At 50.8% G+C, this 24,147-nt stretch carries 15 protein-coding genes; 13 read left to right on the top strand and 2 right to left on the bottom strand.

From position 1 onward, the window contains the following. Nucleotides 1-117 precede the first annotated feature (117 nt). The 4 genes from AACZ40_RS12155 (at nt 118) to AACZ40_RS12140 (ending at nt 6,567) form a co-directional block, all read left to right on the top strand. Entirely contained in the window at nt 118-684 is a 567-nt protein-coding gene (locus AACZ40_RS12155; RefSeq protein ID WP_291168328.1) for a YqgE/AlgH family protein, read from the top strand. A 64-nt stretch (nt 685-748) separates the two neighbouring features. After that, nucleotides 749-1,714, top strand: coding sequence for an aldose 1-epimerase (locus AACZ40_RS12150; protein ID WP_291168329.1), 966 nt, complete (start codon nt 749-751; stop codon nt 1,712-1,714). Between the two features lie 21 nt (nt 1,715-1,735). Then, the gene (locus tag AACZ40_RS12145; RefSeq protein ID WP_291168331.1) at nt 1,736-5,197 is read left to right on the top strand and encodes a HEAT repeat domain-containing protein; all 3,462 of its coding nucleotides are present in this window, start codon (nt 1,736-1,738) and stop codon (nt 5,195-5,197) included. 224 nt (nt 5,198-5,421) lie between these two features. After that, nucleotides 5,422-6,567: a hypothetical protein gene (locus AACZ40_RS12140; protein WP_291168332.1), complete on the top strand. Its 1,146-nt coding sequence runs from the start codon at nt 5,422-5,424 to the stop codon at nt 6,565-6,567. On the opposite strand, the gene AACZ40_RS12135 is transcribed toward AACZ40_RS12140, so the two are convergent. Next, nucleotides 6,568-7,383, bottom strand: coding sequence for a 3'-5' exonuclease (locus AACZ40_RS12135; protein ID WP_291168333.1), 816 nt, complete (start codon nt 7,381-7,383; stop codon nt 6,568-6,570). A 200-nt stretch (nt 7,384-7,583) separates the two neighbouring features. On the opposite strand from AACZ40_RS12135, the gene AACZ40_RS12130 reads away from it, so the two are divergent. After that, entirely contained in the window at nt 7,584-8,657 is a 1,074-nt protein-coding gene (locus tag AACZ40_RS12130; RefSeq protein ID WP_291168334.1) for a MoxR family ATPase, read from the top strand. A 40-nt stretch (nt 8,658-8,697) separates the two neighbouring features. Beyond that, nucleotides 8,698-9,843 carry a cysteine desulfurase family protein gene (locus AACZ40_RS12125; protein WP_291168335.1) on the top strand — a complete coding sequence of 382 codons (1,146 nt, stop codon included), beginning with the start codon at nt 8,698-8,700 and terminating at the stop codon, nt 9,841-9,843. A gap of 104 nt (nt 9,844-9,947) precedes the next feature. Here the strand turns inward: AACZ40_RS12125 and AACZ40_RS12120 are convergent, their stop codons facing one another. Continuing rightward, on the bottom strand, nt 9,948-10,094 hold the full coding sequence (locus AACZ40_RS12120; protein ID WP_339674537.1) for a hypothetical protein: 147 nt from the start codon (nt 10,092-10,094) through the stop codon (nt 9,948-9,950). Between the two features lie 1,726 nt (nt 10,095-11,820). On the opposite strand from AACZ40_RS12120, the gene AACZ40_RS12115 reads away from it, so the two are divergent. The 7 genes from AACZ40_RS12115 to fliS all read left to right on the top strand — a co-directional run bounded on the left by AACZ40_RS12115 (nt 11,821) and on the right by fliS (nt 24,068). Then, nucleotides 11,821-13,632 carry a flagellin gene (locus AACZ40_RS12115; protein ID WP_291168336.1) on the top strand — a complete coding sequence of 604 codons (1,812 nt, stop codon included), beginning with the start codon at nt 11,821-11,823 and terminating at the stop codon, nt 13,630-13,632. Between the two features lie 293 nt (nt 13,633-13,925). After that, nucleotides 13,926-18,128 carry a tetratricopeptide repeat protein gene (locus AACZ40_RS12110; RefSeq protein ID WP_291168337.1) on the top strand — a complete coding sequence of 1,401 codons (4,203 nt, stop codon included), beginning with the start codon at nt 13,926-13,928 and terminating at the stop codon, nt 18,126-18,128. 70 nt (nt 18,129-18,198) lie between these two features. Then, a complete protein-coding gene (locus tag AACZ40_RS12105; RefSeq protein ID WP_291168338.1) occupies nt 18,199-18,888 on the top strand; it encodes a hypothetical protein in 690 nt (229 codons plus the stop codon). Between the two features lie 37 nt (nt 18,889-18,925). After that, the gene (locus AACZ40_RS12100) at nt 18,926-19,777 is read left to right on the top strand and encodes a phytanoyl-CoA dioxygenase family protein (protein ID WP_291168339.1); all 852 of its coding nucleotides are present in this window, start codon (nt 18,926-18,928) and stop codon (nt 19,775-19,777) included. Between the two features lie 65 nt (nt 19,778-19,842). Then, a complete protein-coding gene (locus tag AACZ40_RS12095; RefSeq protein WP_339674535.1) occupies nt 19,843-20,625 on the top strand; it encodes a class I SAM-dependent methyltransferase in 783 nt (260 codons plus the stop codon). A 188-nt stretch (nt 20,626-20,813) separates the two neighbouring features. Further along, nucleotides 20,814-23,543: a flagellar filament capping protein FliD gene (gene fliD, locus AACZ40_RS12090; protein ID WP_291168343.1), complete on the top strand. Its 2,730-nt coding sequence runs from the start codon at nt 20,814-20,816 to the stop codon at nt 23,541-23,543. A 51-nt stretch (nt 23,544-23,594) separates the two neighbouring features. Then, on the top strand, nt 23,595-24,068 hold the full coding sequence (gene fliS, locus AACZ40_RS12085; protein WP_291168345.1) for a flagellar export chaperone FliS: 474 nt from the start codon (nt 23,595-23,597) through the stop codon (nt 24,066-24,068). Nucleotides 24,069-24,147 lie beyond the last annotated feature (79 nt).

Genomic DNA, 24,147 nt, shown 5'->3' with positions numbered 1-24,147 from the left:
TTCGGTTCTGAAAATCTAACTCTGTTTTTTCGGCTTTTGTCCAGATATAATACTTTTTGTGCAGTTATTCCTTTTTTTATTCCTGGAACGACAAACCAAAGGAGAGTGATTCGCTTTATGCTGAAATCTTTGAAGGGGCATTTTTTAATCGCGTCCCGAAAGCTGAATGATCTCAATTTTTATCGATCCGTTGTGCTGATTGTAGAACATAACGAACTGGGAGCGACCGGTCTGATTGTCAATCGCCCTTCTTCCTTTTCGATTACAAATGCGTTATCCCGCTATTTTGACATGCCCAAACTGGAAGACATGGTATTTATGGGCGGGCCTGTCGAGCCGAACGGTATGTTTGCCCTGCATAACGCCGGGGATCTTGAAAAACCAACCGAGGCGATCGTCCCGGATTTATTCATGGGCAGCAGCCCTGAGATCTTCGAACAGGTGATCTGGCGCATCTCCGAAGGCGATCCGAATCTGGATTTTCGGATCTTTTTCGGTTGTGCCGGCTGGGCACCTTTGCAGCTGGAATCCGAAATAAATCGGATGGACTGGCTCTATACCCCGGCCATGACGGAAGACATCTTTGAAATCGACCCTTATGATATCTGGGACACCCTGCTGGAACGTGCCATGGCGGAACGACGTTTTCTGCCTCAAGAGACGGCACACCCCGAGTGGAACTGAAGAATACTGCTGACTGAACTCTAGACCGACCTGTTAATCCCACTGATGAAAAGTATCCCCTCGCATGACGCCCATTCAGATTAAAGATCCGGAGACTGGCTCCTTCGCTAAAATTCTGCCCGAACTGGGTTTCAACTGCTTTGAATTCCAGGCAATGGTAGATGGTCAGCCGGTCGATGTCATCGACGCGCATCCTGATTTCGCGTCAGGGAATCAGCGTCCCAGCAGTGGGGGGATTCCCATTCTGTTCCCCTTCCCGAACCGCATCGCCCATGGGCAGTTTCAGTGGGATGGTGTCACATACGAACTCCCTGCTGACAAAACCTACTACGACAAAACCGGCAACGCGATTCACGGCTTCTGCCTGGACCTGCCCTGGCGGGTCATTTCGCAGGAAGAGTCTTCTGTGACAGGCCAGTTTCAATTGAGTATTGACGGGAAACACCGGCTGCAATACTGGCCCGGCGATATCTTCATTGAAGTCCGTTATGAAGTCAAAGGGACCGCGTTACGAGCGGAAATCCGCGTGGGAAATCCGGGTACAACTTCGATTCCCTGGGGGCTGGGTACACATCCTTACTTTAAAGTTCCCCTCTCTCAAAACAGCGAAAAGAAACATTGCCTGGTGGAAGCCCCGGCCAGTGAAGAATGGGTGCTGGAAAACTGTGTTCCCGTCGGTGTGAAAAAGTCGATCGGAAAATCACATGACCTGCGCGAAGGGATCTGGCTGGATCAGTTGCAGGCAGATGATATCCTCACCGGCATGCCTGAAGAAACCGACCAGTACGAATGCCTGATCATGGATGAAAAAGCGGGGCTCGTCGTCACCCAGGACTATGATGCCATTTTCTCTGAACTGGTTGTCTTTACCCCGCCTGACCGAGATTGCGTCTGCCTGGAGCCATACACGTGTGTGACAAATGCCATCAATCTGCTCAGCGCTGATGTAGAAACCGGTCTCCGGGTGCTGCCACCGGAATCGGAAATCAAAACCTGGATTGAAATCCGGGCCGGAAAAGTACTTGTCTGATTGAATGTCGGGAGAAACGGGATGACAATTCGAATCTGTCTGCTGGCGTGTCTGACACTCTTCACCCTGCTTCCCGCCCAGGCCTACTCCCAGGCGGAAGCTCAGCGAAAAACAACACAGCAGACCTCTTCCGAAAGTCCTCAGACCAGCACCCAGAGTCTGCAACTGCTTAAGGACATTGAAGCCCGCCTCAAGGCTGGCAACAAGCCGTCTGCACATCAGCCTGCCGTGACAGCGCAGTCCGATGCCTTCATTGTACTTGAGGATTCCATCAGGGGCGTGGCTCAACAGAACGCGGCTGATGGGATGCAGTTTTTCCTGACTCGACTGGTTTTGATTAATCAGAGCGCGCAGCCCCTGAAACTGAGCCGCAGCCAGATTAAAGCTGAGGTAGATGGCCAGCAGGTTCCCACCCGGACTTTGCCTTCCAATCTGAATTACCAGACTGTCCAGTTGGGAAAACGCACCCTGCGACTCAATAGTTTAAATTTCCGCGACGAAGTCATCATACCGGCCGGACAGCAGGACAGTCTGTGGATTATACTCACTGACTTACCCCCGGCGCCCCGCATACCGGAAATTGATTTCCAGGTCTCGGTCAATGATCAAGTTCTGACGCTGAATGTGAACCGCTTCGAACTTGGTAAACTGAATTATGCGGTTAAATTACTGGGCCCCAGCCAGTGTCTGGCAGAACTGACAGTGACTGGTGAGTTGAATTCGATCAATATTGGAAGCCTGATCCAGGCAGTAGATCAGCTGACGACCCGGAATATCAAACGCTTCGTCCTGCATTTTCCGGATGCAGATACACAGATCGACTCCTCCCTCAAAACCTGGCTCTCCCGCGCTGCGAATCAGGTGGGGGTGAATGCCATGGTGAACTCTCCCTTCCCCGCCTTTCCCAACATGATCTCGGAAATGCACCTCTCTGGAGAGATATTCAAAGACACAAAAGTGACTTTTCTTGGATATAACAAAGGCCAGGTCACACATGAGACAGAAGCATCCGCCATTCATGCTGCACTCGACAGTGCCATGAGTGCACTGACACGGGAAAAAGTAGCGGAACAGATCCGGACAGGACCACCGGCAGTAAAAATTGCGGCACTCATCAGTGGCGGACGACAGCTGACCAGTGAAGAGCTGCCGCTGATCCTGGAACTCACATCAGATCCGGACCCTCTAGTGCAACAGGCAGCCTTATTCGCTTTACGTTATCTGGGAGACCCTCGTGCCTATGAACGATTGACCCAGGTTGCGAAAACGGTCGGTCCGCAGTCGGAAGTCGCTATTGCCAGCCTGGCAGAATCCCGGTTTGCCCGGGGCCAGGAGGTTCTATTGAAACTGCTGCAGGAAAGCCCCCCGGCTTCCCAGAAAACAATGATCGGCATTATCGCACAAAGCCCGCGTCCGCAATGGGGTGATGCCATCTATGAATTCGTCTCCAGCGACAATCTGGAACTCCGCAAAGCGGCGATCAAAGCACTGGTCCTCAACGGTCACCCGCGACTCATTGAAATACTGACGGCAGGCCTCAAGTCTTCCAATCCGGAAATACGCGAAGTCGCCTTCCAGGAACTGATTCAACAGAAAGACAACCAGAGTGAAACACTGGCATTAAATTATGTACTCTCACAGCTGGAACAGACGCCACCAACCCAGACCATGCTGGCATTTCTTGATCGACTGAAAGATCCGCGTGCCATCCCCCTGCTGTTTCACCACCTGGAAAACCTGAAACTCGATTCCGGATCACGGATCGCCATAATTAATACCCTGGCTTCCATCGGTGATCAGACTTTGGAAACCGGTTTCCTTAAAGTGTATCCCCAGGTGAACTCCCAGGAAAAACAGCTCATCCTGTCCGCTCTGCAGAAAGTCGACTCGCCTCACTATTTCGAACTCGTAGAGCAGGCATTGCATGACAGTGACTTGCAGGTCGTGAGTGGGGCCATCAAAAGCTTACGGGCTTCCGGTTCGATTGAAGCAGTAAAAATATTACAGAAAACCTTACGCAAAACCGATCAGCCTTCTACCTGGAATGACATCTATGCATCGCTGGTTTCCATAGGAACCCCCGAGGCGCGACAGACCATCATGGCTGCCCGTTTTGAAGGAGAACACGATGAGAAAAAACGAGCCGCTGCCAATGCGCTGAATGATATTTATTCGCGTTCGCCGGCTAACCAGTACGTGAAAAAGGGGGATATGGAGCAGAGTCGAAAACAATACGAGGCAGCGCTGGAAGAGTATCAGACGGCCCTCAGCATCGATTCCCTGCTCGTACCCGCCTATCAGGGTATCGTCAACGTTCAGAATGCAATGCAGAAATATGAAGAAGCCCTCAAAACCGCAGACCAGGGACTGGCAATCGATGGCATGCACGCGCGGTTATATGTCTCGAAAGGGATGATCTACAGCAACCTGTCACAATCGGAAGAAGCGCTGCAGCAGTTTCACAAAGCGATTGAAATCGCGCCGCTCGATCATTTCGCTTATGTGATGCTGGCTTCGCATTATTCGAAACACAATCAAAACGAAAAAGCGCTGGAAGCCTACGATGGCGCCATCCAGGCGAACCCGCGCTATATGAATCTGTACGATTTCAAAGCCGATCTCCAGCTCTCCCTGAAACGGCCCGACGAAGCCCTGAAAACCTATGACCAGGCCATCCAGGTCAATCCCGGTCAGATCAAAGCCTATATCAGCAAAAATACCGTACTCCGTAAACTCAAACGCGATCACCAGATTCTCGCCGTTTGTGATGACATCTTAAAAGAAAACAGCCTGAAGCGAGATCCCCGGTATGTGATCTATGCCTATCTGACGAAAGCCAATACCTATCAACAGCTATCCCAACTGGAGAATGCGATTGCCGCCTGTGACGCCGCGATCAAAACCAGCCCCGGTGAGATGCAGCCCTATCTCACCAAAGCCCAGATTTATACCGAAGCCGAGCAATGGGAAAATGCGTTGCACACGTATGATCAGATGATTCAGAAAAATGATCGTTACCTGGATGCCTATACCGGACGCGGTCATATGAATTTACAGCGGATGGACTGGCAGGCAGCTCAGAAGGATTTTCAACGGGCTTTTGAGATAGACAATAAAAGTTCGCAGGCGATTACCGGACTGGCGATCTGCATGGTCTATAATCACCAGGAAGAGAAAGCCATTTCGTTCGTCAAAGAACAGTTGGAAAACTTCAAAGAGGATGGCCTGTTTCACTACAACGTTGCCTGCGTCTACGGACGGGCGTTGATCAATCTGAAGGATCAGAAAAAAACACCTGACGTCCAGAAAACCATCAAGGAGTATCAGGATACAGCGATCCAGCATCTGAGCAAGGCTTCCGAAGTGGGATTTCAAGATGTGGAGTGGATGCAAAAGGATCCGGATCTCAGTGAATTACAGGCACTCCCCGCTTTCAAAACCCTGGTTCAGACTCTCGAAAAGAAACAGAACTCACTCCAGTAGTTCCTGACAGGCAATCGCTTCTTTTTCACTTAAACCTCTGGTCAGACTGCGCTTAAAGCATCCGTCCCGAACAAACCTGCAACCGCTTTTCCGTCTGAAGATTGCCGTTTTCTCAAATCCTGCTTTCTGCTACATTTCCAGCCCCATCATTCCGGCATCTCATCGTTGAATTTCCATTCCAGGTGAGGGCTATTTCTGCTTCCCATTTCAGAGTGAGTCCTGTGATGCGCCGTCATCCTTTTCTGAATCCTAATTCGATCCTGCTGACACTGCTGGCAGTCACACCGCTGGCGGCTGAAAATCCCCCTGCGACACTGGTGAAAGCAAAAGTCACTCAAACGGCTGGCCAGGACAACCAGAGTGATTCAAGGCAGATTTTGACGCAATGGGCGGCTGCTTCCAGCTTTCTGTCACCCATCGGCCCCCAGTCCACGGTCGAAAAATTCAAAAAACAGAATCAGGCTTATTTCAGCGGACATGAGCTGACACTGATTTCCCAATTTCAACAACCCGTCTCAGCTCAAACATTACTGTCAGAATACCAGTGGCGGATCCTCAGAAAAACCGAATCGCAGATCTCCCTCAAAGGGACGCCCAGCGACCCCCTGACCCGGCATCTGTGTCGATCCTTTGAACTGCAGATCAATACCCGCTCCATGCTGCCCGAAGCATTAACATTTCTGCCCGGTAAGACAAAATCACTTTCGGGTTTTGCAGCCGTTGAATTAACTGCGTTAAATGAAGTACACAAGTCTGCTGTCATTGCTGCCCCCCCGGAACCAAAATTCGTATCACAAACCGTTGCTAAAGCGATTTTCCCGCAAGCGGGTTCACCCCTTAGACCAGCAGCAGAAAATCCGATCCGTCGCATCTCCTTTTCCCAGACCAGTTCCGGTAATAAGAATGAAACGGAGCTGCTGGAAATCGAAAAGCTGGTGCAGCGCTGGGTCACTGTCTCTCGCAGGATAGGTTCGGTCAAACTCGCCAACGGGATTACCCTCTATCCACGCAGCGAACAGCAGAAATCGCTGGATGCGCAAGCGGGCCAGAACGAGGTAGAGCTCTCGGCAAGAGCGATTTACCTGTCGGCCATGCAAAACCTGTCCTCGTGGTTGATGAATGTTGATCAGGGCACTTTTGTGATCGACTCGTTTACCATCGAATTATCAACAGACGAGCCGGGACCGGTGGCAGCGAAATTTATTACTCTGAAACTGAAGCCACACCCAGATCAGCTTCAATCCGGCTGGCAGTCTGTCGAGTTGGAATTCCACACCTCACGATCACTGCCGATTAAAATCAGTGAAACCAGAAACCAGCAGGTGGTTCAGTTTCTCCTGTCAGGCATGGATGTGAGTTATACCGAGTAATTATTCGCTCGGCGGTTCCCAGTCGCCCCAGTGTTCCAGGTAGTGCTGATACGCCTTGTTGGACTTTGCTTCCTGCTCCAGATAACGGTAAGCTTCCGTGACGATCTCCTGCTCAGCATTAATACTCAGGAATCCCGCCAGGACCCGGGAGCGGAGAAAAACAAAATAGGTATCCAGAACATCACATCGGCAGTAATCGTTGACTTCTTCCACTCTGCCGGAATCATACATCGCCTGCACCTGCGAACCATCAATTCCGGTTTTACCAGGTTTGCCGATCAGATTTGCCAGCAGGTTCAACCCGCCAGTGACGCGGGCGGCACCAAAGTTGGAAAACAGATCCATCAGATCGAGATGAGCGCCGGTGTTATAACGGTTGCGGGACTGATCAAAACTGCGCGCGTCCACATTGAACCATTCCGGCAGTGAAATTCCATATCGATAGGCGGCCAGTTCCAGAACCGGCAGATCATAACCACGACCATTAAACGTGACTAACGTCGGTTGACCATAGTGGACCCAGCCCTGCCAGAATTTCCTGGTGATGACATGCGGCCGAAAATCCGGGGCATCCAGTACGGTCAGATCCTGCAGCCGATAGTCTTCAGAAAGTTTTGCCACCGCGACAGAAACCGGCAGCATATAGGTAGACGGGATGAAATCGCTACCGGTGGCTTCAACCTGATCGGCCTGATAGCGGGACAGGGCTTCAGCCGGGGTTAATTCCTCGCCTGGATAACGAACACGGGAAATCAGATCTCCATCGGCGATCGCTTCCACATCAAATACAAGATACGATACTGGGGGCTGGGGCACGTTCTGACTCGCATTTTAAAGGTGAAGTGATGATAATATCAGCATAATACATGTTGACTGACGAACAGGATTCAGAGCCAGGCCGGTCGGGATTTCCACTCCTCTAAAATGGCCCCTTCCATTCGGTTCTGCTGACCAGTATAAACAATAAGAAGCGTTTCGAGTAGTTTGGACTTTTGTTGCAAAGGCAGTCAGGGTTTATGACCGACCATGAAGAGCATCTGATGGTTCAGGAAGATGATGAGGCACAACGTGATCTGGAAGCACAGGCCATCCGCGGTCTGTCTAATGCTTACCTGCTGATGCGCGACGAAATTGGCAAAGTCATCATCGGTCAGTCGGAAGTGGTGGATGAAATCCTCATTTCACTGTTCAGCCGGGGACACTGTCTGCTGGTCGGTGTGCCTGGACTGGCGAAAACGCTGCTGGTCAGTACGATTGCCAAGATTCTGCACCTCTCATTTCGGCGCATCCAGTTTACGCCGGACCTGATGCCCTCCGACATCACAGGCACCGACGTTCTGCAGGACGATCCGGAAACCGGGCACCGATCCTTTCAGTTTATGCAGGGGCCACTTTTTACTAACGTTCTACTGGCCGATGAAATCAACCGGACCCCTCCCAAAACTCAAGCCGCCCTGCTGGAAGCCATGCAGGAACGCCACGTGACCGTGGGTTCGAACACGTATCGTCTGCCGGAACCGTTTTTCGTTCTGGCCACACAAAACCCGATCGAGCAGGAAGGGACTTATCCGCTGCCGGAAGCGCAGCTGGACCGTTTTATGTTTAACGTGGTCGTAAATTATCCCTCTGCTGCGGAAGAGCTGATGATCCTCAAACAGACGACCGGTAATCAGAAACCGGAACTGGAAGCCGCTTTAACAGGCCGCCAGATCCTGGCACTGCAGGAAGTCGTCCGTAAAGTTCCCGTCGCCGAGCATGTCTTTGTATATGCCCGGGACCTGGTACGGGCCACACGTCCGGGTGAAGCAACCGCTCCCAAATTCATCAAAGAATACTTGTCATGGGGTGCAGGACCGCGCGCCGGTCAGTTCCTGATTCTGGGTGCCAAATCCCGGGCCATTCTGGAAGGCCGCTTCCATGTTTCAACCGAGGATATTAAATCAGTCGCCCATGCCGTTCTCAGACATCGAATTGTCACAACTTTTCAGGCCGACAGCAAAGGACTTGCTCCCGACGACATTATTGACATGCTGATTGAACATGTTCCAAACCAGCTTAAATCTCAGGCGAAAGAAGCCGCAAAAGGGTAACGGTTTCCCCGGACTACCGATTTTAAAATACTGACCTCTCATGTCGATACCAGCTTCACAACGGATCTTTCTGGATAACAATTCTACCACGCGCCCCCTGGACGATGTGGTGGACCTGGTCGCAGAACAGTATCGAACCCACTACGCCAATCCCGGCAGCGCACACGCCGATGGCCGCCAGGCGCGCCGAGTACTGGAAGATGCCCGCGAGCAACTGGCGTCGCTTCTGGGCGCGCATCCCCAGGAAGTGATCTTTACCAGCGGCGGTACGGAATCGATTAACCTGGCGATTCAGGGATTCTTATCCGGTTCCCCGGGAGAGATTGTATTACCGGCCGGCGAGCATCCGGCAACCGTCAATACCATCCGTCGCCTGGCACCGCGAGGCCTCAAACAGGTTCAGCTGCCATTAGACAACGCAGGCAGAATAAAGACCCGTTCTCTCACTGAGCTGAACTGGGAACACGTTCAACTGGCCACGGCCCTCCTGGCCCATAATGAGACCGGCGTGATTCAGGATATCGCCCCGCTGGCAGACTTGTGCCTGAAACATCAGATCCCACTACATCTGGATTGTGTGCAGGCGATCGGGAAAATTCCGTTTCATTTTGATGAGTCCGGCGCAACCGCTGTCAGTCTGGCGGCTCATAAATTTCATGGTCCGCGCGGCATCGGTGCTCTGATCGTCAAAGCCGAAGCACGCCTGCTGCCTCAAATCGCTGGTGGCCATCAGGAGCGGGGCAAACGGGCGGGAACCGAACCAGTAGCCTTGGCGGCTGGCTTGGCAAAAGCCCTGGCGGCGGCTGTCCAGGAACAAGAGCAACGTTCACGTCAGATGGCTGCACTCAGAGATCGTCTGCAGGAGGGACTGCAGGAACTCTGTTCGCCTGCGGTGGTTAATGGCAGTCAAGCGCATCGGCTTCCCAATACCCTCAACATCTCCTTTCCCGGCCTGGATGGAGAAGCCCTGCTGATCTCACTCGATCTGGCAGGCATCTCCTGCTCACTGGGCAGCGCCTGTGCCAGCGGTTCACGGGATCCGGCTCCCGTACTACTGGCAATGGGCTGCGAGGAACGCGTCTATCGCTCTGCTGTTCGTTTAAGCCTTTCATTCCTCAATACAAACGAGGAAATCGAAGCAGCTATTATTCGAATCAGCAAAGTGGTTAACCAACTGCGGTCCTGACCTGATCCCAGGGTATTGTCGATTTTGTCAGGTGCTTGTGTTTCGGTCTCTGTTCCAGGGACCGCGTTGGTTTTGAAAGGACATTGTTCCAGGCCGGGCAGCCGCTACTCTCCCGGATCATCAAAAATCGTAAACTGCGGCATTGGCAATTCCGACTGCTCCAACGCTTTGAGCTGAGTTTCGATCAACTCAATGCGACTGGCGATCAATTCGCGACGGTGCGACCACTTTTGTTCCCAGTCCTGAAACATGGTTGCGACATTCTCTGATGCGACTGTTGAGGCGTGACGGGTTGTTTGGATTTTTACAAGCGATCGTCCTAATCTTGAGTGGGCTTCTTTAACCTGATGACTAGTGTGTTGGGGACACAAAGGCATGCGATGCTGCTCCCTAAGGTATGCGATTCGTGAATATGGTCTTCTTAGGATGAATACATCTTGAAAGTGAAACTGATCAGCGCAGGTGCAATATGATCTGTAATATTTATTCCATCAACTGTTGAGACTTCAATTGTCTGCTTATTCAACCACCTGCTGTGGCATGTTCGCTTTTGGCAAGATATGAAAGATGGATCGTCATTGCCGATCAGTGATCTTGAGCAATAAGCGTTGACTTTTCACATGAAAAAATGAGACTCCGCAAACACTGAGTTCATTTGTTACGACCAGCATTCATCAGAACAATTATCATCAACCCGCATAATCAATAACTCTGCAATAGCAGTCATAAAATGCATACGGTTGGAATCCTCTACAAAGAAGCCGCCTGCATACCATTCATTTAGAGGTGCACTGCAGGAAGCCGCAACAGGTCTAATACGATTTGAAGCTAACTGTATCCAGTTTTACTGTAGCGTCTCCAGGGTCAATTGGGCCTGGTATAATAGATTGAGAGACGCTTTGATTAAGTGTGATGCGCTCTAGAATAATCGAATCTCGTGCACTCGGAATATACAGACTGCGTCTACTTCTCTGGATGATCAAAGCACATGACACATACCGGAAAACTGGCAAGATTACATCCAAACGAGAGCCGCTCCATCACTGGAGCAATTACTCTGATTTAAAATGACGACAGAATCAGAGCCGGGCTCTTACAACCTGGGCTGTCAAAGTAGTGGGGACGTTTTCTCTTCCATCACTTCCCCGTGGCTTCATATGATGTAGATTCCAGCTCTGAAATTCAGCACAAGTATCTTCACAAGAGAAATCAGAGAAATTTCAGTACGTTGATTTCGGGTGGCAGTTTTCCTCAGCCTGGAGAGTGATGAGGTCACTGTCTACGTGGTTGCTTCGTCTCTTCTTTCCATTGATCCTTCTTTTAAAGCGAAGAACACAACCAGGTCTCTCAGTACTGCCTGCCGGTCTCATTGAACAGACGGGAGAGCCGCTAACTGGAGAAATACCAGGGGGAATTTACCTCACGGCAAAGTTTAACAGTTACGCTGCGGTTGCGCGTTCCGCAACCCGGGCAGGGTCCAGTTAGGCAAACAGAAACGATCCTGCAGCCAGCCTTAACATAAATATTCATTTACCTGAAACGATCCCCACTTTCCTCTCCCACGCTAATAGAGTTACAGCCGAACTTTTGATGAAGGAACGGATAACAGTTACAACTCGTCCTTTCCCGAGTGCGATACCGGAGAGATCGGTTTATTTTCAAAAAAACACCAAAGACACTCAGATTACCTAAAGTAACATTCCGATAGAATATGAGCATGAATGCGCAGCTTCCCTCTGCACCTTCACTGCGTCAGCTGAATCTGGAATGGTTTTGTTATGGAAAGATAAGCCACATCAGTTCGAGGAATCCTGTCAGAATGTATCGCTTTGATTTCACATTTATCGGATTTGGCAGGATCAAAAACTAATGTCTTCGGGTGGTTTCAGCATCATTCGAAACCTAAATCATATAAGTAGCTAACCCCCATTAATCCCTTGGGAAGCTTTTATTTACAAGTGAGAAAGGCTGTTTGCCATGACACGAATTAATACTAACGTTGCCTCGCTGAGAGGTCTGCGTAGTTTAAACAAATCTACAAATCTTCTGGATACCTCACTGACACGATTGTCAACCGGTTTGAAAATCAACTCGGGTAAAGATAATCCATCAGGTCTGATCGCCAGCGAAACTCTGCGATCTCAGGTATCTGCTATTGAACAATCCATTAAAAACAGTAACCGTGCCAGCAACGTAATCGCGACTGCTGACTCGGCTCTGGGCGAAGTCACTAACCTGTTAAACCAGGTACGTGGTCTGGTCCAGGAAGGTTTGAACAAAGGGGCATTGTCCCAGGACGAAATCGCTGCAAACCAGTTGCAGATCGATACTGCTTTGTCAGCCATCAACCGAATTTCCGCCAATACATCTTTTGCTGGTGATAAACTCATTGACGGAAGTAAAGCGTTCCGTACTCAGTCTTCTGCAGTTGACTCTGCAAAACTCTCCGACTTTCAGGTAAACGAAGCCGTATTTGGTTCCAGCAGTTCCATCACCCTTGACGCCACCATTGTTACAGCTGCCACCCAGGCCAGTCTGGATTACAGTGCCGTTGATGGCGGCCTGGCATCGGCATCCACAATTGAAATTGGCGGTTCCAGCGGTTCACAGGTGCTCTTCCTGGGTGCCTCCAGTACTCTGGACAACGTTAAAGATGCTGTGAACGGCGTGACCGACATTACTGGTGTCACTGCCGCAAAGACGAACAAGGTGGCCAGCAACCTGACCCTCGCTAACGCCAACGCGACGAACTCAGGCCTGACATTTACCGATGCCCGTACTTCAGACAGTATCCTGGGTGATACAGGACAGAATATTCGCGTACAGTTTGTAGACCCTGCTACGAACAGTGCTGCTGCGAACATTTCCTTCAGCAATACGAATACAGATATTACGATTGTCGTCAGTCTGGCGACCGATGGTTCAAGTGTTATTACATCAGACGCTGCCTCCATCAAAACTCTGCTCGATGGTAACGCCGATGTGAACTCTCTGATTTCTACCGCTGCGGAAGGTGACGGTTCCGGTGTCGTTGAAGCCGAAGCTGCTGCTGCTTTGGCTGGTGGTACCAATGCCTACCTGACATTCAGTGCTTCCAACTACGGTGCAGATGAATTCGTCGATGTTAACGTGCTGTCTGGTACGTTTGACACCGTCGATACCATTGCCACGGGCAACTCGCTGAAGCGTGCCATTGGTTCGGACATCGTTGCCCGTATCAACGGTCAGGTCGCTCAGGGTTCCGGACTTACGGCTAACCTGCGGTCTCAACAGTTGGATGCTTCGTTCTCCTTCACCGCTGCTGCGAACACAACCAATAATACTGCCAGCATGACAATCACCGGTGGTGGATCACTGTTCCAGATTGGACAGGACGTATCAGCCGCTGGTCAGGTCGGTATCGGAATCGAAGCCGTCAACACAGCCCGTCTGGGTGGTGTTTCCGGTAAATTGTTCGAACTCGGCTCGGGTGGTGGTAAGAGTCTGCTGGACGTCGGTCCTTCGGTTCCCGGTTCTGACCTGGTGAACATCATCGAAGAAGCCGTCAACCGTGTTTCGACTCTCCGTGGTCGTCTGGGTGCGATTCAAAAGAACGTGATCGAAACCAACGTCTCATCACTGGGTGTTGCCCTGGAAAATATTTCTGAAGCACGCAGCCAGATTGTGGACACCGACTTCGCTGTCGAAACCGCAAATATGACCAAAGCTCAGATTTTGAACCAGGCTGGTATTTCGGTTCTCTCGATTGCCAACCAGAACCCACAGCAGGTATTGAGTCTCCTCGGTTAATCCGCGGCTGAATCAGTAACCAACTGAAATTATGAAAACACTATCCATCTTCTGGTGGGTAGTGTTTTTTATTTATCCCCCCACCTCCCCCCAGCCTGACATGCCAGCTTGAGTCAAAAGACCGTGATTGCACCTGATTTGCCCTTGTCTGAAGAATCCACTTATCTCTCCCCTCATCGCAGCCGATACAAACAGAATAACCGGAAAAGTCTGTCTGGGATTCCGTATCCGGCAGTTTTGCTCAGCACCGATTGAAATATTTTCAATCACCAACGTGATTCAAAGAAAATCTCATGCCTTCACTTAAGGAACTATTGGGAACTGCGGTTCAACAGCACCAGGCGGGAAATCTCCCCCTGGCGGAGCAACTCTACCGTGAAGTGCTGCAACACGATCCCGGTCAGGCTGACGCCCTGCACCTGCTAGGCGTGGTTTATCTGCACCTGAAACAGTTTTCCAAAGCCATTGATTTCATCACGCGGGCGATCAGCCAGAACGACGGCATAGGCGCTTTCTTTTCAAATCGCGGTGCCGCCTGTAAAGGCCTGGGAAAATTTGAAGACGCGATTACCAATTACCAGCGCGCCATTGAACTGGAACCCCGTAATGCCGCCTTCACTTATAATCTGGCAATTACCCTGGCGCTGACGGGTGAAAAACAACAGGCGATCAAAGCCTATCGAAAAGCGCTGGAACTGAAACCGGGCTATCCGGATGTTCTGATCAACCTCGGCAACCTGTTACTGGAAACCGACGAGATCGAGGAAGCCATCCAGATCTGTCAGCGGCTCGTGCAGTTGTCACCAGATCTCCACACTGCTCAATTCAATCTGGCCAACGCACTGGCAAAATCAGATGCTCCGGAATCGGCAGAAGCAGCCTATGAGCGCGCTTTACAGCTGGCTCCCCATCATCTGGATACCATGAAGAATTACGCCGTATTTCTTTCTGCACAAGAGAAATACGAAGCTGCGATTTCCGTCCTGAGGAAAGCGGCCGTTCTGGAACCGAGAAACTGGGAAGTCCTGAATAATCTGGGAATTGTTTATACCGAACAGGAGGCTTTCGAGTCGGCCATCTCCTGTTTTGACGAAGCATTAAAGTATGCGCCGGAAAACTGCGATATCCGTTTTCATCTGGGTAAAGCCCTCGAAGCGTCAAAGCAGACCCACGAGGCCATGATCGTGTTCCGGGACGTTTTGAAAAAACAACCTCACCATCCGGGAGCCGCATTTCACCTGGGATCCCTGGTCGCCATGCTGGGCGATTATGGACAGGCATACGATATCTTCCAGCGACTGTATCAGAGTGATCCGACCAATACAGCTTCATTGTTCGGGATGGGATCCGTCAGACTCAAGCAGGGAAAAGTCGGTTCTGCTGTCGGTTATTTCGAAACACTGGCAGGCCTCGAACCCGACCATCTGCCTTCCCGTCTGCACCTGATCGATCTCTATTCGCGCCAGATGCGTAATCATGAAGTCGAAAAACATGTCGAAGAGGCCCTGGTAACTCACCCCGAGAATGCAGTGCTCTGGAACTACAAAGGACACATCCAGAATCAGAAGAAGCAATTCAAGAAAGCACTCAAAAGTTTTCTCCAGGCTGTCGAACTCGATGATACCTATTTGCATTCCTACAGTAATCTGGCAACCGTCTACCAGTCTATGGGTATGTTTGCGGAAGCAAAACAGGCTCTGGAAAAAGCATACGAGCTGGCTCCCCTCCCGGAATATCGACTCGCCCTGGCCAGCTTACTGCCTCCCATTCCGGCCTCGCTGGATGAAATCCAGGAAGTTCGCGACACATTCGTTCAAAACATTGAAGAGATGCACGATGATAAAGTTCAGATTGACGCATCAATCAAATTAACTCCGGGAACCTTTTACCTCGCCTATCAGGGTTACAATGACCGCCCCATCATCGAACGGATGGCAGAGTTGTATCGGGTCAAAAACGATCTCAGCTGGAACCCCGAGGCACCGACGGTCGAGCGGAATGGAAAAATTCGTATCGGATTTATTTCCAGTCTGTTTTACAACCATACCATCGGCTCTCTGATGAAAGGCATCATCCGGAATTTCGACCGGGAAAAGTACCATGTCATCACGATTTCCCCGACGAAATATATGGATGCCGTTGCTACGGAAATTCGCAGTGATTCGGATGAATATGTCTTTCTGGGAATCGAATTACGCCAGGCCAGCCAAGTCCTGCAGAGCCTGGAACTGGATGTACTCTTCTATGCCGACATCGGCATGGATCCGTTTATCTTCTCACTGGCGACCACCAGACATGCTCCCGTACAATGCGTGACCTGGGGACATCCCATCACGACCGGGCTGAAGACCATTGATTATTTCATCTCCAGTAAACTTATTGAACCGGAAGACGCACAGGAACACTACTCTGAACAACTGGTTCAGCTGGACTCGTTGCCTTCCTATTATTATCGCCCTGCTCTGCCGGAAAAAATCAAAAACCGGGCAGCCTTCGGTCTGTCCGATGACGAACATGTTTACGCCTGCCCCCAGACCCTGTTTAAGATTCATCCCGAATTTGATCAGATCCTGGCAGGAATCCTCGAACGGGACTCGCAAGCCCGGATCGTAATGATTCGGGACCAGACTTCAAAATGGAAAGACCTGCTGGTAACCCGGTTTAAAAAATCATTCCCGGAACTGGTAGACCGGATTCTCTTCCTGCGGGGCATGTCGACTCCCGACTTTTTGAACCTGATTTATATCTCAGATGTATTGCTCGACCCGCTGCACTTTGGTGGGGGAAACACATCCTATCAGTCAATGGCGATCGGCACTCCGGTTGTCACCCTGCCGGCAAAATACATGCGTGGCCGGGGCATGCTCGCGATCTACAATAAAATGGGACTGCAGGACTGCGTGGTCAATTCCATTGATGAATACATCGAACTGGCCTGTCGCATCGGTTCTGATGAAACATTCCGCGATCAGCTTCGCCTGAAGATCCTCTCCAAGAGCCACCTGGTCTTTGAAGACATCAACACGATTCGTGAATTGGAAACATTTTTCGTCTCCGCTTTAGAACACTGCAACACGCGGCAGCCTGTCAATCAACCACTTCTCAGTCTGAGCAGCTCGGACAACAGCAAGGAACCCAGCATGGATGCTTCAATCAATCAGCCAGGAAACGCTGATCACATTAAAATCCTGAATTCTGCCATGCAGAATTACACTTGCCCCGCCTGTGGTTATCATATCGCAGTCCAGTTTTACGATGGGGGATTACTCCCCTTGACCACACTGGCCTGGCCGCAGAGCAGTGAAGAAGCTCAGGCAATGGAGCGACTGCCGCATGACTTTATGCGATGCGTTGACTGTGGTCATATCTCAAATGCCGCCTTCGATTATGCCAAGGTCCCTTATTCAGACAAACCCAACCTGATGTTTAATAAAGGTGCGATCTGGTCCGAACACCTGCAGAAGGTCTGTGATCTGATTGCCGTCAGACTGCCGGAAAATCCCACCGTCGTCGAAATTGGTTGCGGCGAGGGACACCTGTTGCGGTCGCTGGCAAAAAAGATCCCTTCTGGTAAATTCATTGGCTTTGATCCCAATGCAGAAATCGAAACGGAAGACGGCTTGATCGAAGCGCGTACAATGCTGTTCGAGCCCGGGCTGCATCTGTCTGAACTGCAGCCGGACCTCATCATCAGTCGTCACGTTTTTGAACACCTGATGAATCCGCTGGGCTTTGCCCAGGAAGTGGCCTTTGCCGCCAATGTGGCCGAATGTGCAACCAGTCTGTTTATAGAAGTCCCCTGTATTGATGGTGTGCTGGCAGCGGGCCGGACTGTGGACTTCTTCTATGAACATAATTCTCACTTCACGACACAATCACTGGAACGCTTACTGAAACGCTGTGCCACCAGCGTCGACCTGATTGAAACCAGTTATAATGACGAAGTCATTTACGGAATCGCCAGCTTCCAGCCTCAGAGTCACCAGGTTGAACTGGCGCGGCAGGCAATTGCCTTTCAGGAAAAAGCACGGCTGTCAGCAACACAACTTGCTGTGCAATTTGATGAACTGGCAGAATCCGGCACGCGGACTGCCATCTGGGGAGGCACCGGAAAAGCAGCTGCCTTTATCAATCAACACAAGCTGGACAAACAACGTTTCCCGACAGTCGTTGATTCAGACATGAATAAAGTGGGCACATTCGTCCCGGGCACCGGTCAGGAAATTCTGTTCCGTGACGGGCTTGTTGAACAACCAGTCGATGTCATTCTGATTGCCACACAATGGCGGGCCGCTGATATCGTGCTGGAAATTCAACGAAATCAAATCCCCTTCGAAACAATCCTGATCGAATATCAGGGAAAACTCATTGATTATTTTCAGGATCAACATCCCTACCGTAGTTCAGAGTCACCATCGGAAAAGCAGGTACCACGCCCCCAATTTCTCTCGCAGAAAAATCGTCAGCGGGAATCAAATGAGCTGGATCTGAATTAGAAATAAAGTAAAGCAAACCGCCGCTCCGTTCTGTCAGCTTTACAGGGCCAACCCTTTTACAGGAACTATTATGATTATTTTCAATTTTGGCATCCCCAATTCCGGTACCGACTGGTCACAGGCCGTCTTTCAGAAAATCTGGCAGCATCAAAGCTTTGAATTCCGTTCGGAAAAAACAAACTCGATGGAAGAACTGAACCAGGTAATTGGAAGTATGGATGTAGAGGAACGGTTGATCCTGCAGTTTGATTTTTTAACTCAAGAGGCGATTGCAGCCGCCCAGCAGGATGCAGTACGTCCTTTTTATCACTATCGTGATCCCCGTGATGTCGTGTGTGCCGAAATGGAATACCGGGACATGACATTTGCAGACGCTGTTGACCAGACGGTTGCCGCGTATCAGGAAATTCATCACGCTCTCTGCCTGCCTGGAATCATGGTGATTCCCTACGAACATCTGCTAGGTAATGCGGAAAGCCTGATTTTCCAGATGGCAACCAAGCTGGGTGTCCTGCTCAAGCTGGCTGACGTCGCTGCCATCGCAGAGGAAATGAAGGACCTGCTGTCAGGTTCACCAACCGTCAACAGCGCCCAGGCTTCATCCCAGGCACTGCGAATCGATGCGGAGCATACAGAAGAATCTGCACCGGTTCACTCATTACACATCGGGAAATGGCGGGAACGACTTTCACAGTCTGAACAGGCGATGGTCACCCGATTTTTTAAGCCGCTCGTGACGCAGTTTGGTTACGGCGAATAATTCTCTCTATCAGCAAAATAAACCAGGGAGGGAGACCATGCTGCCCCTTAATCAATTGTGCACTCTGGACTGTCACCGGGACGGTTTTGAACTGACAGAGAAACTCAAAAATCAATACACAGAAGAGGGTGCCATCCTGGTAAAGGGGCTGTTCTCGCCTGATGAGTATCTCCCCCTGCGCAAAGACCTGTCGGGGCGACTCTCGCTGCTGGAAACTCACTTCGGTGCTGCCAGCCTGCAGAACGAAAATGAGATCACACAAATCAGCGATCGCCTGCGTGATCTCGAATCGAGTCACCCGGGCGCACAGAGTATTTTATATGACTCCATGAATGCCGCGCCGTCATTACATACCATGGGAGCACATCCAAAATTACTGGCGATCCTGGAAGCACTGCTTTCACCGGAAATCTCCCTCCATGATCGCTACATTATTCTCATGAGTATGCCCCAGGCTGAGTGGCACCTGGCCACCTGGCATCAGGACTGGTATTACAACGAAGGCCCTTATTCTACGATTACCCTCTATGCACCTCTGCAGAAAACAGATCAGAATAACGGAAGCCTGACACTCGCGCTGGGAGAGCACCGGAAAGCGCCTGTCGCCCACGATGAACACGACCATGGCATCAACACCAAGTGGCATTCCCTGCCTCCCGAGGTCGTTCAGCAATATGATCGGGTGGTCCCGACCGCCCTGGAAGTCGGCGATGTCCTGTTGTTTCACAGCCTGACCCCCCATACACCCTGCAAAAATCAGTCTGATTATGTCCGGTTCGTCTTAAACCTGCGGTATCGTGATCTGCGAGATCCCCAGTTTCTGAGAGATGGCTGGCGCATCAAAGACATTACACATGCCAGACGGGCCATGCAGCGAACCGCATCATAACCAGAATTTTCACACGACTTCCTGTCTGATTTCACTTTCTACATCATAAATAAAGCGTATTTCAAATGTCAGAAAAAAAAGGGCTGTTAAAAGGAAACGTAGGCGAGTCACAAAATCAGTCGAACAGTGACCTGAATGCGTTGAATGCGGTCGAAGAATATTGGGAATCGAGCGTCGGCTCGAACCTGAACAACCTCGATGCGTTTACCAAGTATGTCTCCCGCCAGTCCATTACAAAACTTCTGGCCCGCTACGAAATTTTCCGACAGCAACTCGAAGTCAATGGATCAATCGTCGAACTGGGCGTGCACCGCGGTGCCAGCCTGATGGCATGGGCGCAATTCAGCGCGATCCTGGAACCGGTCAACTATCTCCGCAAAATCATCGGCTTTGATACCTTTGAGGGCTTCCCTTCATTGAGCGAAAAGGACACCACGGGTACCAGCGAGCACCTGGAAGTGGGCGGGTTTAAATCAGAAGAAAACGCCATGGAAGACCTGGAGAAAGCAATTCAGGTTTATAATTCCACTCGTTACCTGAATCATATTTCGAAAGTCGAACTGGTCAAAGGAGATATCAGTGCCACTCTGCCGGCGTACCTGGAAAAGAATCAGCACCTGGTGGTGTCCCTGCTGCACCTGGATGCCGATCTGTATGAGCCGACCAAAGTCGCGCTGGAACTGCTGATCCCCCGGATGCCTAAGGGGGCGATCATCGCCTTTGATGAACTCAATATGGATCTATTTCCAGGTGAAACATTAGCAGCCATGGAAACCCTCGGGCTGCCAAATCTGCGATTGAAACGTTTCCCGTTTGCGACTTCGCTTTCTTACGCCGTGATCGAATAAACCACACCACCCAGCCGCTATAATCCACAGAAACTGACTCCGAAGCCAGGGTGGTAGTGTGCCAGCTGGTACTCCGTTCAAGCAGCAACCTTTAACTAACCGATAAATACTTAGATGCAGCAGTCCTGCATGCGCGGACTGATTTCTGAGGACTCTCAGCTAATTTATCTTGAAACAGGCTTGGTAACATGTCAGGCATCAGTTCCGGTGTCGGTCTGGCAACCGGATTGAATATCAATGAGATTGTGGACGCGATCATCGGCGTGCAACGCAATGCCCTGGTGAAACTTGCGAACCGCGCTTCTGCCTTTGAAGCAACCGAAGGGGGTATTAAAACCCTCGAAGCCAACCTGCTGACCCTCAACAATTCAGTCAAGAAACTGGGTCTGAAAAGTACCTTTGAAACCCTGCAGGCCACCAGTTCTGACACCAGCCAGTTCAATGTCGCCGCCAACAGTACGGCCACCGCCGCATCTTACCAGTTGCAGGGGCTGCGTCTGGCTTCGAACCATCAGGTCGTTTCGAAGGGCTTCGCCGATGCCGACTCCACTCCCATCGGAACGGCAACGACCATCACGCTTTCACAAGGCGGAAAGCTGAACGAATCGAAACTGCTGGAAGAATTAAATAATGGCCTGGGAGTCCAGCGTGGCAGCATTCGCATCACTGACCGCGACGGTCAGACCGAAGTCATCGATCTGACGAGAACACTCAACATCCAGGATGTGGTCGATGAAATCAACGGTTCCGCCACTTCCATTGTTGCCAGTATCGAAGACGACCACCTCGTGCTGACCGATACCAGTTCCGGGCTCGGAACCCTGAAAGTCTCCGAAGTCGCGGGGGGAAAAACCGCCGCCGACCTGGGAATACTGCAATCTGTCGCAGGCTCGACATTAACGGGCGATTCCGTCTATCGCGTCACCAGCGATTTCAACCTGTCGCAGATCAACGATGGTAACGGCATTAATACTGTCAGTGGTTTAGAAGATCTGCAGATCACGGCCTCTGATGCATCGACTTTCAATGTCAATCTGGATTCAGCCCAATCACTGGGTGATGTCGTCGATCTGATCAATAATAATGCCTCTAATGGCGGTATAGTCACTGCAGAAATTACCAGTGCTGGCAAACTGAGTCTGACCGACAACACCGGTGGAGTTGCCACGACGTTTGAAGTGACCGCCTTGAACGGCTCACTGGCGGCCCGTGAACTGGGAATCGAGACCACAGGACTGGGCGGCACAATAACAGGTACATTATCAGGAGGCCTGAACTCGGTTTTACTGCGAAATTTAAATGGCGGCGTCTCGGCCAGCGGTCCCGTCCTGAATGCCGGCCAGGTTTATTTTGAAGATGGCGCAGGCGGAAATGCGACTATTGATTTTACAGGTGTCGAAACACTGGATGATGTAATTGATGCCATCAATGCGAACGGCAGCATTCAGATCGAGGCCAGTCTCAACGCCACCAAAACTGGTATCCAGATTAAAGACACTTCCGCGGCTTCAGGAACGTCGATCGAAATCCAGGATACCTCGGGTAATCTGGCCAGCTTCCTGAAAATCGATACGCTCCTGGCCGACTCCAAACACACTGTTGATTCCGGTTCCCTCGATTTACGTTACATCAATCAGGACACCTCACTGTCAACTTACGGGAAAAACGGGACAGCCGTTTCCCTGGGCAGTATCCGCATCACCGACCGCGCCGGGGTCAGTTTCAACGTCAACCTTTCTGATCCTGAAACAACGAAAACCGTCGGAGACGTGCTTACAAAAATCAATGATGCTGCAGGCACCGCCGGTGCCCAGGTCATAGCACGGCTGAACGACACCGGTGACGGCTTTATTGTGGAAAGTACCGGCGGCAGCGCTTTTGACGTTAAAGTGGAAGAAGTTTCCAGCGGTACCGTTGCCGCCACCCTGGGAATTAAGGGATCGGGAACGATGGGAGTCACCAGTCGCCAGGTCACAGAAATTTCTGTGGAAGCGACTGATACACTTGAAGACATTACAGAAAAGATTAATGCCACTGGAGTTGCTTCCGCCACGATCATCGATGATGGAACCGCGTTTAATTCCGCACGTCTTTCGATTACCTCGTCCCGCAGTGGCGCTGCCGGCGGGTTGACTCTGGAAAGCGATTTTAATTTCGGATTCGCCACTTCGGTTGAAGCAGATGATGCATTAATCCGTATCGGAAGTAATCCCCAGACTTCATTTCTGTTGACCTCTTCTACCAACAGTTTCAATGACGCCATCACCGGCCTGGAGATCGATCTGAAGTCGGTCGGGACCTCTCCGTCAACCATCAACGTCGCCCGGGATACCTCGGGAATCAAAAGTACAATCAATTCGTTTATCACGTCTTATAACAGTTTTGTAGACGCGACAAAAACACTGACCAGCTACAACGTCGACACCAATCAGCGGGGAGTGCTGAACGGAAACAGTGTGGTTCTGACCACAGTTTCCCGCCTGGAAGGAATGCTGACCAAAAAACTTTCCATCAGCAACAGCGCCATCAAAAGCATGTCTGAACTGGGAGTCCAGTTTAACGGTAATGGAAAACTGGAATTGAACAGCGCGACCCTCGAAGCGCTCCTGGCGGACGACCCCGATTCCGTCACCGAGTTCTTCCAGCAGGAAGACACCGGTTTTGCAGTCGTCATGGACGAAATCATCACTGCGATGACCGATCCGTTTACCGGAACACTTAAAGCACAGTCCGATTCCCTGCAGGCTTCAGCACTGGCATTGAATAACCGCGTTGACGAATTGAACACGATTCTGGAAGACCGGCGTGAACGCCTTATTCGCCAGTTCACGCTTCAGGAGACCATCGTGAACCAGTTGAATTCGCAACAGACTGCGCTCGAAAGTCTCACATTACTGAATACGAACAAAAAGAAATAACAGCGAACGAAATTACGATCTATTTCAATTACATAAAGGGCCACCAGGGAGATGAACGGAAAAGACTATCTCGAAAATCAGGTACTGACAGCAAAACCACTTCAGTTACATCTCATGGTCGTCGACGGTGCACTGCGTTTCGCCAGAAAAGCAGCGCTGGCTGCAGCAGATAAACATTTTGAGCAGGCACATTTCGCGCTTGATAAAAGTCGTGACCTGGTAGCCGAACTGATTGGCGGACTGGACCCTTCCCAGCAGCCCGAAATGGTGGAACAACTGAAGGCACTGTTTGTGTTCGTCTATGAAAATCTGCATCACGCTGATGTGAAACAGGATGCCAGTTTTATCCAGAGTGCAATCAAAGTTCTTGAGATCCACCGGGAAGGCTGGTGTGATCTGATGGCAATGCTCAAGGATGAAACTCCGGAAGCACAGGCTGTAATCCACTCCCACGAGTCTCTACAACGGCCACACCATCTGGAGCAGGCCGAACAGCCACATCAAAGCCGCTCCTGGTTAACCTGATCCTTGTACGGATAAATTGCTGCCGCGCATTAAAAAAGCACTCTCACCCGTTTGATGAGAGTGCCTGAGGTGGAGACCT

Source organism: uncultured Gimesia sp. (assembly GCF_963972345.1).
Taxonomy (GTDB): domain Bacteria; phylum Planctomycetota; class Planctomycetia; order Planctomycetales; family Planctomycetaceae; genus Gimesia.
This window is presented reverse-complemented; position numbering and strand designations above follow the sequence as displayed.